This is a genomic window from Pseudomonas frederiksbergensis (genome assembly GCF_000802155.2).
Lineage (GTDB): Bacteria > Pseudomonadota > Gammaproteobacteria > Pseudomonadales > Pseudomonadaceae > Aquipseudomonas > Aquipseudomonas frederiksbergensis_A.
This window is the reverse complement of the sequence record NZ_JQGJ02000015.1, coordinates 15,740-27,609: the sequence shown is the minus strand read 5'-3', so window position 1 is coordinate 27,609 and position 11,870 is coordinate 15,740. Positions and strand designations below refer to the sequence as shown.

At 61.0% G+C, this 11,870-nt stretch carries 11 protein-coding genes; 2 read left to right on the top strand and 9 right to left on the bottom strand.

Features of this window, described 5'->3' with window-relative positions:
- Window positions 1–296 precede the first annotated feature (296 nt).
- The 3 genes from JZ00_RS22380 to JZ00_RS22370 form a co-directional block, all read right to left on the bottom strand.
- Entirely contained in the window at window positions 297–761 is a 465-nt protein-coding gene (locus JZ00_RS22380; protein WP_039593454.1) for an inhibitor of vertebrate lysozyme family protein, read from the bottom strand.
- A gap of 2 nt (window positions 762–763) precedes the next feature.
- Entirely contained in the window at window positions 764–928 is a 165-nt protein-coding gene (locus tag JZ00_RS30490; protein WP_003177151.1) for a DUF1328 domain-containing protein, read from the bottom strand.
- A 78-nt stretch (window positions 929–1,006) separates the two neighbouring features.
- Complete coding sequence (locus JZ00_RS22370; RefSeq protein ID WP_039593455.1) at window positions 1,007–1,294, bottom strand: hypothetical protein; 288 nt, start codon at window positions 1,292–1,294, stop codon at window positions 1,007–1,009.
- Between the two features lie 439 nt (window positions 1,295–1,733).
- Between JZ00_RS22370 and algB the strand changes: the two genes are divergently transcribed.
- Together algB and JZ00_RS22360 are read left to right on the top strand one after the other, a co-directional pair.
- On the top strand, window positions 1,734–3,080 hold the full coding sequence (gene algB, locus JZ00_RS22365) for a sigma-54-dependent response regulator transcription factor AlgB (protein WP_039593456.1): 1,347 nt from the start codon (window positions 1,734–1,736) through the stop codon (window positions 3,078–3,080).
- Between the two features lie 10 nt (window positions 3,081–3,090).
- Window positions 3,091–4,881, top strand: a complete 1,791-nt coding sequence (locus tag JZ00_RS22360) for an ATP-binding protein (protein ID WP_039593457.1) — start codon at window positions 3,091–3,093, stop codon at window positions 4,879–4,881.
- 7 nt (window positions 4,882–4,888) lie between these two features.
- Here the strand turns inward: JZ00_RS22360 and JZ00_RS22355 are convergent, their stop codons facing one another.
- The 6 genes from JZ00_RS22355 to JZ00_RS22330 all read right to left on the bottom strand — a co-directional run bounded on the left by JZ00_RS22355 (window position 4,889) and on the right by JZ00_RS22330 (window position 11,847).
- On the bottom strand, window positions 4,889–6,502 hold the full coding sequence (locus tag JZ00_RS22355) for an EAL domain-containing protein (RefSeq protein WP_039593475.1): 1,614 nt from the start codon (window positions 6,500–6,502) through the stop codon (window positions 4,889–4,891).
- Between the two features lie 75 nt (window positions 6,503–6,577).
- On the bottom strand, window positions 6,578–7,357 hold the full coding sequence (locus JZ00_RS22350) for an N-acetylmuramoyl-L-alanine amidase (RefSeq protein ID WP_039593476.1): 780 nt from the start codon (window positions 7,355–7,357) through the stop codon (window positions 6,578–6,580).
- 91 nt (window positions 7,358–7,448) lie between these two features.
- A complete protein-coding gene (locus JZ00_RS22345) occupies window positions 7,449–9,518 on the bottom strand; it encodes a GGDEF domain-containing protein (protein WP_039593458.1) in 2,070 nt (689 codons plus the stop codon).
- Window positions 9,515–10,393 carry an endonuclease/exonuclease/phosphatase family protein gene (locus JZ00_RS22340; protein ID WP_039593459.1) on the bottom strand — a complete coding sequence of 293 codons (879 nt, stop codon included), beginning with the start codon at window positions 10,391–10,393 and terminating at the stop codon, window positions 9,515–9,517. The genes JZ00_RS22345 and JZ00_RS22340 overlap by 4 nt, the downstream gene beginning before the upstream one ends.
- A 14-nt stretch (window positions 10,394–10,407) precedes the next feature.
- Window positions 10,408–11,049: a thiol:disulfide interchange protein DsbA/DsbL gene (locus tag JZ00_RS22335; protein ID WP_039593460.1), complete on the bottom strand. Its 642-nt coding sequence runs from the start codon at window positions 11,047–11,049 to the stop codon at window positions 10,408–10,410.
- A gap of 186 nt (window positions 11,050–11,235) precedes the next feature.
- Window positions 11,236–11,847, bottom strand: coding sequence for a c-type cytochrome (locus JZ00_RS22330; protein WP_039593461.1), 612 nt, complete (start codon window positions 11,845–11,847; stop codon window positions 11,236–11,238).
- Between the last annotated feature and the right edge of the window lie 23 nt (window positions 11,848–11,870).

Sequence of the window (11,870 nt, the reverse complement as noted above, 5' to 3'; positions counted from 1 at the left end):
AACAGCATTGCTTGGGGAGCGGGACAATATGCCGCAGCGCCAGTTGGGTTCTGGCAAAAGAAGCAGCAAATCGCTCTAGCCTGGGGAATAAGCTCTACGCAAGTTCGCCAAGCCGTCACGACTTTGCGAACTTGCGTCGCAGCTTTTACCTGACCCGGCCCTTTCGCAGGCACCCCTTGTGCCCGTAGGTCACTCCGACCCTTGATGGTCAGAACGTCCCAGCCCCCTGGTCATGCTTACGCCCTCCTCGGGCTTCGCAGGGAGAAAAGCAGCGTTGCTTTTCCCGCTTCAAGAAATCAGTACCAGTTAGGATCTTTCTTGAGCTGTTCCATTAACAGTTTTTGCATACCTTCATCGGGGTTGCCGAGAAAGCGGTAGTCCGCGTGACGGGTCGGTGACTTGTCGGAGGGCAGGCCCGCAGGGACTTCCACCAACAGGGCATAGGCTTCGTCTTTGTCGAAACTGAAAGCCACGAACAGGCGTTTGCTCTTGCAGGTCGCCTGGGTCTCGCACAAAGGTCCGACGAGATATTTATCGTCGTCTTCCTCGACCGCATTCATTTGCTCCGCGTCGCCCGTCAGGTTCATCACCCACTCGGGCAGGCGCTCCTCTTTCTTGACGACCTGCTGCCAGGTCTCGCGGTACTGCGGATCGGATTGCAGCAACTGGTTGACCCGCATTTGACCGTCGTTGGCAGCCATTGCCATGGCACCGCCGCCCAACAGCAGGGCGGCGGCCAGTCCTTTGAATGTCACGCTCATAGTCAGCCTCGGCCGCGACGGCCAAAGAAGAACGATGCGATAAACATCACCAGGAACACGACAAAGAGAATCTTGGCGATGCCCGTGGCGGTGCCTGCGATACCACCGAAGCCCAGTACCGCAGCGATGATGGCAATGATCAGGAAGGTAATAGCCCAGCTCAACATGGTGATTCTCCTTACGCTTTTCTATTTAGTTAGGTATCTGGCGACGAGGGTTCCGGCACAACGGACGACCGGTTCTTGTCAGAACACCCAGCGCTCTTCCCGAGGCATCTCGGGGAGGGGCTGCGCCTGGTCGACTTCCATCATTCGCATCGATGCGGATTCCTGCGCCAACGTGCTGGCGGCACTGAAATGGGTTTGCGGGGCGCGGTAGGTGGAGACCAGTGGCGCTTCCGGTTTCTGGCTTTCATGCCAGAGCATCAATTGCTGCCCCGCTAAAAGGGTGACCAGCAGTGCGACAAAAGCCCACAGCCCCTGCTGGATGTGCAGGCGGGAAATGCGAAATTGGGCGGCACATTGACGATTCATCCTGAAACTCCTCCCCACCCTAGCGGTGATCTGGTTGAGGCGCCTTGAAACGCCACGTTGCCTAGAACATTGCAGTCGGCATGCCAGAAATCCACAACCCATAAAATCCTTTTAAATCAAATAGTTATGAGCACTCCAAAGAAGACCCGGAGCGCATCCTGCACGATGGGCCAGACGCGCGTCGTGCGTTATGCACGAATTGGCAGGAAGCGGCTCGGTCGATTTCTTTTTTGAATTGCGAGTCGGAAATGGCTGTCGGAATGAGCGAGCCGAACCGTCGGGACCTGAGGAGCTGAAAAATTGACTGGAAATCAGGCTTTTAGACGATCGAGGTCCACAGATTCCGATTCGGTGGGTAATATTCGATCAGAATGGACCATGCAACTTGCCCGATTTTTCTGACACTAATCATCATCATTCATTAAGGAGCGTAGGAAAGATGGAATCCGCCACCGAGCATCAAGGCCGCATTCTGCTGGTAGACGATGAGTCCGCCATCCTGCGTACCTTCCGTTATTGCCTCGAAGACGAGGGCTATAGCGTCGCCACCGCCAACAGTGCTGCACAGGCCGAAGCCCTGCTGCAACGCCAGGTGTTCGACTTGTGCTTCCTGGACCTGCGCCTGGGCGAAGACAACGGTCTCGACGTCTTGGGACAGATGCGTATCCAGGCACCCTGGATGCGAGTGGTCATCGTGACAGCCCACTCCGCCGTCGATACGGCCGTCGATGCGATCCAGGCCGGCGCGGCCGATTATCTGGTCAAGCCGTGCAGCCCCGACCAACTGCGCCTCGCGACCGCCAAGCAACTGGAGGTGCGCCAACTGTCCGCGAGGCTCGAAGCCTTGGAAGGCGAGATACGCAAGCCAAAGGACGGCCTCGACTCCCACAGTCCGGCGATGAAAGTGGTGCTGGAAACCGCTCGGCAGGTCGCCAGCACCGACGCCAACATCCTGATCCTGGGCGAGTCCGGCACCGGCAAGGGCGAACTGGCGCGGGCGATCCATGGCTGGAGCAAACGTGCGAAAAAATCCTGCGTCACCATCAACTGCCCGTCGTTGACCACCGAATTGATGGAAAGCGAATTGTTCGGTCACAGCCGCGGTGCGTTCACTGGTGCCAGCGAAAGTACGTTGGGGCGAGTCAACCAAGCGGATGGCGGAACGTTGTTTCTCGACGAGATCGGCGATTTTCCCCTCGCACTGCAGCCAAAATTGCTGCGTTTTATCCAGGACAAGGAATACGAGCGCGTCGGCGACCCCGTTACGCGTCGCGCCGATGTCCGGATTCTCGCGGCGACCAACCTCAATCTTGAGGACATGGTGCGCGACGGACGTTTCCGCGAAGACCTCTTGTACCGCCTGAACGTCATTACCCTGCACCTGCCGCCCTTGCGCGAACGCGCCGAGGACATCCTGACCCTGGCCGACCGGTTCCTGGCACGCTTCGTCAAGGAGTACGCTCGTCCGGCACGGGGGTTCAGCGACGAGGCTCGCGAAGCGCTGCTAGGCTACCGCTGGCCGGGCAACATTCGCGAGTTGCGCAACGTGGTCGAGCGCGCCAGCATCATCTGCCCCCAGGAGAAGGTCGAAATCAGCCATCTGGGCATGGCCGAGCAGCCGGTCAACAACGCTCCGCGAATCGGTGCCGCACTGAGTCTCGACGAGCTGGAGAAGGCGCATATCGGCGCAGTGCTGGCCACTGCCGACACCCTTGACCAGGCCGCCAAGACCCTGGGCATCGACGCGTCCACGCTGTATCGCAAACGCAAGCAATACAACCTGTGAGCGGCACCTTATGAAACTGGCGATGAAGCTGCGCACACGGTTGTTCCTCAGCATTTCGGCGCTGATCACGGTGGCGCTGCTGGGGCTGTTGTTGGGACTGGTCAGCGTAATGCAGATGGCCAACACCCAAGAACAATCCGTTCGCGACAACTTCGTACTGCTGGACCTGGGCCTCAAGCTACGTCAGACGCTGGGCGACCAGTTGATGATCATGCTCGACGAAAACCCCAACCTGGCGGCGCTGGAGGAGTCCAAGCGCCAGTATTTCGAGCTGCTGGATGAAGGCATTGCACACGAGCAGGCGCTGGGGGATCCGCCCGCCAGCTTCAGCCGTGCCAAATCCGATTACATCAGCTTCCTCGAGGCCTTCGACGATTCTCGCCAGCAACCCAAACAGCTGGCGGGTATCCAGGCGCTCACTGATAAATTCAACGTATTGCGCAGTGGACTGATCGAGGGCTATCGCCATGCCCTGAACAAAATCAGCGACACCCAGGACCGCGCCCGCGAGCGTGCCCTGCTGATTTCCAGCCTGCTGGGGCTGGTGGGGCTGGCCGTGCTGATCATCGGCTTCGTCACCGCCCACGGCATAGCCCGGCGCTTTGGCGCGCCGATCGAGGCGTTGGCAGCGGCGGCGGACGATATCGGCCAAGGCAATTTCGAAGTGACCCTGCCGATCTCCTCGGCGGCGGAACTGAACCTGCTGACCCGCCGTTTCGGCATCATGGCCCAAGCGCTTCGCGAGCATCAGGCGACCAATGTCGATGAGCTGCTCGCCGGCCAGCAACGCCTGCAAGCGGTACTCGACAGCATCGACGATGGCTTGCTGATGATCGATCGCCAAGGTCGGCTCGAGCACCTCAATCCCGTGGCCCAACGTCAGCTGGGCTGGGATCAGGAGCGCTTGGGGCAGGGGCTCGGCGAGGCGCTTGGACGTATCGAATTGGACGACGAGTTGCAACTGGTCCTGCGCGGCGGCACGCAGGAGCGAGCGCCAGACGACTTGAGCATCGAGGTGGATGGCGAGTCACGCGTGCTCACCTACAGCCTGACGCCGGTCATCCACACCCAAGGCCAGATTCTCGGCGCGGTGATGGTGCTGCATGACGTCACCGAGCAACGCGCCTTCGAACGGGTGCGCAGTGAATTCGTCCTGCGGGCTTCTCATGAGCTGCGCACCCCGGTGACGGGCATGCACATGGCCTTCGGCCTGCTCCAGGAGCGCGTGCATTTTCCCAAAGAGTCCCGTGAGGCGGACCTGCTCAATACCGTCAATGAAGAAATGCAGCGGTTGATGCAGCTCATTAATGACTTGCTCAATTTCTCCCGTTACCAGAACGGCTTGCAGAAGCTCACGTTGGCACCTTGCTCCATCGAAGAATTGTTGGAAGCCGCCAGGATGCGCTTTGCCGGCCAGGCGCAAGCGAAAGGTATCGAATTACTCGTCGAGATCCAGGGTCCGTTGCCGCGCCTTCACGCCGATGCCGCGCAGCTGGATCGGGTGCTGGACAACCTCATCGATAACGCGATGCGTCACACCAACGATGACGGCCAGATCCGCTTGCAGGCCCGACGCCACGGCGAGCGGGTGATCATCAGCGTCGAGGACAACGGCGAGGGGATTGCCTACGGCCAGCAGGGGCGGATTTTCGAGCCCTTCGTCCAGGTTGGCCGCAAAAAGGGCGGCGCCGGCCTCGGCCTGGCGCTGTGCAAGGAGATCGTCCAGCTCCACGGCGGGCGCATGGGCGTTTATTCAAGGCCAGGGCAGGGCACTCAGTTCTACATGGCCTTGACGGTGTAAGCGCCCGTTACGCCTCATCATCAATGCGCCGCCCGACCAGACGTCGCCCGCGGGTGATCAGTTCGATGAACTGCACCGCACTGAGCGCGTGGGCGAACAGCCACCCCTGACCGAACTTCACGCCCTCGCTGCTCAGGTAAGACGCCTGGGCCTCATGCTCGATACCTTCAGCGATGACTTTGAGCTCAAGGGCGTGGGCCATGCGGATGATATGCGGGGCGACGCCGCTGCTGGCGGCGTCGTGCCCCAGCGCGTCGATGAAGGCCTTGTCGATTTTCAGGCAATCCACCGGTAGCGTTTGCAGGTAGGCCAGGCTGCAATAGCCAGTGCCGAAGTCATCGATCAGCACCTGATGCCCCACGTCGCGCAACGATTGCAGGTTATCGCGAGCCACCAGCACGTCGACCAGGCCGCGCTCGGTGACTTCGAAAGCGATCTGGTGCGCCGATACGCGATGCATCGCCAACAGCCGGGCAATCACATCGCCAATGCGCGGCACCATCACGTCGCATGCCGCCAGGTTCACGGAAATATAGAGGTGTGGATTGGCGCGCAATAGCTGGCCCAACTGATCGAATAAACGCTGCAGGACAAAATCGGTGATCTGGCGGATCTGCCCGGTGTCTTCCGCCATCGGAATGAACAGATCCGGACTGGTCAGCGTGCCGTCCGGCCGGCGCCAGCGCAGCAGGGCTTCGGCGCCCACGCAGTTGCGGCTGTGAAGGTCGAAAATCGGTTGATAGAGCACCTGTAGCTCACCGCGTCGGATAGCACCGTGCAATTCGGCATCCATCGATTGGCGCTGGCGCGCGAGAAGAAAGACCTGAAAGCCGATGCCCAGCCCGAGCACCAGGCTGATGGGCAGCATCCACCAGGCATTGGCCGGGATGCGCAGGCCGTTGCGCGGTGCGATCAGCACCAGCTGGTACTCAGGACTGTCAGTTGGCATCCGGTAGATCAATCGGTATTTCGTGACCTGCAAGGCGTTTCGGCTTTTCGGCGGCCACGGCTCGGCCGGTGGCCAGTGTTGTTCAGTACCAAGGACCGGAATCGCCCGCTCGCCGTCATCGAGGACCACCAGCAAGCTGCTGCCCGGCGGCAAGTCGACCACATCGGTCAGGTGGCCGCGAGACGTTGCCACCCGAAAATTTCCGCGCCCCAACATCAACGCGGCACGATTTTCATCGGGCTCCGTGGTGGTGTTGAGCCAGTAGCTGTAGGCCGGGCCGCGCAAGTCAGGTGCTCGCGCCAAGGACAAACCGCTCTGGCGCGGACGGTTGGAGCACATGCCAGTACTGTCGATATATGCCGCCTCGTAGACGAAGCGATAATTGAAACTCACCTGCTGCAAGGTGGCGATCATGTCATCGCTACAGCCACGCAGCGGTTGAGCCTGCAAATCATCGAGGCTCTCGCGCAGCTGTCCGAACAGTTGTTCCAGGCGTAGCAGGAAGCGCTCGCCTTGAGCGTTCATCTGGTCACTTTCACGCTGTTGGATTTGCTGCATCACCACAAACAGACTGCCTGCCAGCAACAACACAGTACTGAGGGCAGCCGCCGTCATCGCCAGGAAAATAGGGCGATGCAGCCAACTCTGCAGCGTTTCGCGGGCAGCCGTCATCATCAGTAATCCGAAAGTTACCAATGAGTTATAGCTTCTGTTTTGGATTTGGCGCTATCAGTCAGACGAGCGTCATTATTTTGTCTGGTTTAGCACCTGCAAAATCGCCGCGCTTTGGGCGTCTGGCGCGCCATCGAACCGGGTCGGCCGATAGCGCATCTGGAAGGCGGCGAGCACCTGGTGGGTGGCTACGTCCCATTCGCCAGTGCGAGGCGTCGGGTAGCCGAGGCGGGCCAGCTCCGCCTGGAACCAACTGGCGCTCGGCAACTGAGCGGCGTAGGCAGCCTGCTGTAGCGCGACCGCCCGTTCGTCCGGCCAGACACCAAGGCCTGCCTGCGCCAGTCGCTTCCAGGGAAACAACGGGCCGGGATCCAGCTTGCGATTGGGGGCGATGTCGCTATGGCCAATGATGTTGGCCGGGTTGATCTCGTTACGTCGGGTGATGTCCTTGAGCAAGGCGATCAGAGCTTGCACCTGGGCTTCGCTGTAGGGGTACCAGAGGCGACCGGTAGGCGTGTCCACATAGCCCGGATTGACAATCTCGATCCCGATGGAGCTGGAGTTGAGCCAGGTCCGGCCTTGCCATTCACTTTCGCCGGCGTGCCAGGCGCGCCGGTTTTCGTCCACCAGCTTATAAATAGTCGCGTCCTTGTCGTCGCCTATCAGGTAATGCGCGCTGACTTCGCCATGGGTCAGTAAAGACAGGGAGCGCTCGAGGGAAGCCGAGGTGTAATGCACCACGACGAACTGGACACGGCTGTCGTGGTTGACCGACGGATGACTGGTATCCAGCCGGGGGCCGCTCGCGCAACCGGCCAGGACTAACAGCGAAACAACGAGCGGGAGAAGTTTCATGGCGAAGAACAGGCACACAGGAAAATAATGCAACAGTGTAACGTATCACCTGGAAATGATCCGGTGCCGTTACACAAAATGGAACAATTGTTCAGCCAAACTCCACTCGGTTACGGCCCGCATTTTTGGCCCGATAAAGCGCCTCATCGGCCCTTTTGAGCACCAGTTCGCTGCGCTCTCCCGGCTTGAACGCCGTCATGCCCATCGACACCGTCACCGTCAGCGGCTCGCCCTTGAAATGGAACGGACACGCTTCGATGGCCGCGCGCAGGGCTTCGGCCAGTTTCGCGCCGGCCGCAAGAGGCGTATCAGGCACCAGCAAGACGAACTCCTCGCCACCAAAGCGGGCGATGAAGTCACTGCCACGGATCCGCTTGCGCAGCACGGAGGCGATGAGCTTCAGCACGCGGTCACCGGCCAGGTGCCCGTAGTTGTCATTGATCCGCTTGAAGTGATCCAGGTCGAGCATGGCGATCAACAAGCTGTTGCCATGCCGCTGCCATTGCTCAACTTCCTGTTCGAGGCGCTCGGTCCAGGCAGCGCGGTTCGGCAGGCCTGTCAACGGATCAATCAAGGCTTTCTGGCGCTGCTCTTCCAGATTCTCACGGACGATCAGCGCGTCCTGTTCCATCAACGCAACGCGCTCGGCCAGGCTCTTGAGACGAACCGAGACTTCTTTCTCGCGCTGGTCACGCTGCTTGCGATGCTCATCCATCGTACCAAGCAGACCCTCCAGATGATTCTCCAGCACTTGCTTGAGGCCTTCCAAGTCATCGGCTTGCTGCACACTGCTCTGCAGGCCGTCCACTTGCTCACGAATCTGGGAGTCCATTTCCCTGGAGGCCGACAGATTGTCGGCATGGTCGTCGCTGGCAGCTTGCAACGTGCTTTGGAATGACTCCAGGCGATCATTGAGTCGCTGCAGATAAGCTTCGAATTCATGCTGGCCGCTGTCGGTGATTGCCAGCATCAGTACCGCCAGATCGTCGAGGATCGGCAGCAACTCATACCAGTTCAGCCCATTGCGCAGACGTTCGCGCATGGCTTCCGCCTGGGGCCGATGACGTTCGGGCAGCGTCAGGTCGCCAAGCAGGCCCAGCAGCGTGTCTTCGATATGCCTGGCGACCGAGCTGTAGGAAGGCTCCGGCGAGTCGGGCAGGGCGTAGTGAGCCTCATCGGAATCGGCCGCGAGGGGCTCGGCGGGTTCGCTGGATTCGGCGGCCGCAACTGGCGGCTCTTCGAGGACCGGCGGGGGTGCCTCCGGCACTAGCTCGTCCGGGTTCTGGAACGCGGTTGTTGGTTCGGCGTGTTCATCAAGGGGCGGGGGCGGCGGTTCGACGGGCGGCTGAGCCACGGCTGCGGCCGGCGGCGTCACGGGCTCCGGCGCAGGTTCGCCTTCCGGTTCGCCTTCCGGTTCGTCTGCTGCTTCAATAGGCTCGACCGGCTCGGCTTCGGATAATTGGAACGCGTGGTCTCGCTCCGCTTTCGGTGCGGGCGCAGGTGCGGGTGCGGGCGGGATGGATACCGTCTCGGCTGTGGGCGGTGCCGGCGTTAGCGCACTCGCATCTGTTCCAGGCGTCGGGCTCGGCTGGCCCGGCTCCGACGATGGGCGCGGCTGGGGTGCCACCTCATCGTGACCGTGACCACCAAACAACCGTTGCAGCAGGCCGGGACGGCTCGGCTCATCCGGTGTATCCAGTGCGCTCAGCGCCTTGCCCTGCAAGCCACTCAACTCGCTGAGCAACAAGGGGATTTCCCGCGCCTGGCCGACCCGGGCTTCCAATTGCTTGGAGAACTTCTTCAAAGGCCGGCTGACGTCCTTGGGCAGCGGCAAGGATTGCAACTGGGCAACCAAAGCCGTCAACGCGGCGCTCATTTGCTCAACCCGCGTCTCGCGACGCTGCTCGGAATCGAGTACGGCTTTCTCCAGGCGCGGCAGCAGGGCGGCGAGGGCAGCGTCCATGTCGTCGGTGCGCACCACTTCGCGCATCTCTTTCATGCACTGGTCCACTGCCCGGTCGGTGCCCTCGGCGGCAAGCGTGCTGCGCACCAGCCCCCGACGCAGCAAGTCGAGCCGAGCGTCCCAGCGACGCTCAAGCTTTTCCTGCTGTTCGATGCTCTTGAGGTATTTCTCTCTCCAGCGTTCGGCGTCGTCGCTCATTCATCGGATCCGCAAGGGGCAGGACTCAGCGCGGGGAATGCGTCGGCCGTGAGCGAACCCGGCAGACGTATTTCGACCGCGACCGGCAGATGATCGGAAATAGGCTGCGCCAATACCTCGAAGCGTTCGAGGGTCAAGGTCGGGCTCAACAGGATATGGTCCAGGCAGCGCTGAGGGCGCCAACTGGGAAACGTGGCTTCGAGCTGCGGGGCGAGCAGGCCAAGGTCGCGCAATGGCGAAGTTTGAAGCAGGTCATTGGCGTGGGTGTTCATGTCGCCCATCAGGACCTGGTGCTTGTAGCCGCCGATCAGCTCACGGATGTACGCCAGCTGCATCGTTCGGGTGCGAGCGCCGAGGGCCAGGTGCATCATCACCACGACCAGCGCCTCCGGGCCTTCGCCGAAACGCGCCAGGATCGCCCCACGCCCCTTGGGACCGGGGAGCGGATGATCTTCGATCGCCCAGGGACGCAGGCGACTCAGCACGCCATTACTGTGCTGGCCGAGGCGTCCGAGGTTGCGATTGAGTTGTTGGTACCAGTAGGGGAAGGCACCCAATTGGGCGAGGTGTTCCACCTGGTTGACGTAGCCGGAACGCAGGCTTCCGCCATCGGCTTCTTGCAAGGCCACCAGGTCGAAATCCTTGAGCAGGTCGCCGATTTTCTGCAGGTTGCCTGCGCGCCCGGTGTGGGGCAGCAAATGTTGCCAACCGCGGGTCAGATAATGCCGGTAGCGTTCGGTGCTGATGCCGACCTGGATGTTGAAACTGAGCAACCGCAGGCGGCTGTCCGCCGGCAGGCCCGTGGACGCGACATGATGCTCGTTGACCCGCGGTTCATGCAGGCCAACGATGCGCTCGGTACTCCAGCGGGCCATGGCCGTGGGCCCGCTTAGTTGGCGGCGGCCTTGGTGGCCGCTCGCTCTTTGGCGATCAGCTTGTCCGCCAGTTGCAGCGCTTCATTCGCGCCGCCGGCAGAGCCGATGTCAAAGCGGTACTTTCCATTGACGACCATGGTCGGTACGCCGGTGATTTCGTATTTCTTTGCCAGCTCCTTGGCCTTGTTGATCTGACCCTTGATGGCGAAAGAATTGAAAGTGGCCAGGAACTTGTCTTTGTCGACGCCTTGGGTGGCGAGGAACTCAGCCATCTCTTCAGGATCGGTCAGGCGTTTCTTTTCTTTCTGGATCGCATTGAACACCGCTGCGTGAACCTGGTGCTCGACGCCCATGGATTCCAGCGTCAGGAACATCTGGCCGTGGGCGTCCCAAGGACCGCCGAACATGGCCGGAATGCGCACAAAATTCACGTCCGATGGCAGCTTTTCAGCCCAGGGATTGATCACCGGTTCGAAGGCGTAGCAATGCGGGCAGCCGTACCAGAACAGCTCCACGACTTCGATCTTGCCAGGCACGGCCACCGGAACGGGGTTGGACAGTTCGACATAAGGTGCGGCGGGCTTTTCAGCCGCTTGGGCAGTCATGCCGAACAGGCTGGCGGCGACGAGCGCGGCGCTGATGATCAGATTACGCATGCTTTACTCCTGGACAATGAGGGGGCCTCGCGGGACGTGCTTCTAAGACAGACCGTCGCGGGTTCAAGTTCTCTAGTGTAACGGCAGCGGCCACAAAAAAGGGCGGCCAAGGCCACCCTTTTGATGCTCGCATCGACAGATTAATCGAGCGTTAACGTTGCGAGAGGCGCCCCCCTTGCAACGGCCTTAGTGCAGGCCCTGGATGTAGCTGGAAACGGCGGCGATATCTTCGTCGCTCAGCTTGCGTGCGATGGTGCGCATGGTCATCGCGTCGCCATCGTTGGCGCGACCGCCTTCTTCCTTGCGGAAATCGGTCAGCTGCTTGGTGATGTATTGGGCATGCTGGCCGCCCAAGTGTGGGAAACCGGCAGCGGCGTTGCCCTTGCCGTCAGGCGAGTGGCAGCCGGTGCAGGCTGGCAGGCCTTTTTCCAGGTTGCCGCCGCGAAACAGCGCTTCACCGCGAGCCACGAGTTTCGGATCGGCGGCGCCGACGCTGCCCTTCTGGCTGGCGAAATAGGCCGCGATGTCCGCCAGGTCCTGATCGTTCAGGTTGGTCAGCAGGCCGGTCATTTCCAGCACGACACGCTTGCCGTCCTTGATTTCCTTCAACTGCTTGACCAGATAACGCTCGCCCTGGCCCGCCAGTTTCGGAAAGTTGGGCGCCATGCTATTGCCATCCGGGCCGTGGCAGGCCCCGCATACGGCCGCTTTCGCCTGACCGGCAGCGGCGTCGCCAGCGGCGTGGGCTACGCCGGATATCCCCAAGGTCAACAGCAGACTCACGATCAGTTTGTTCATCAGCTAATCCAACTACGGCTAAG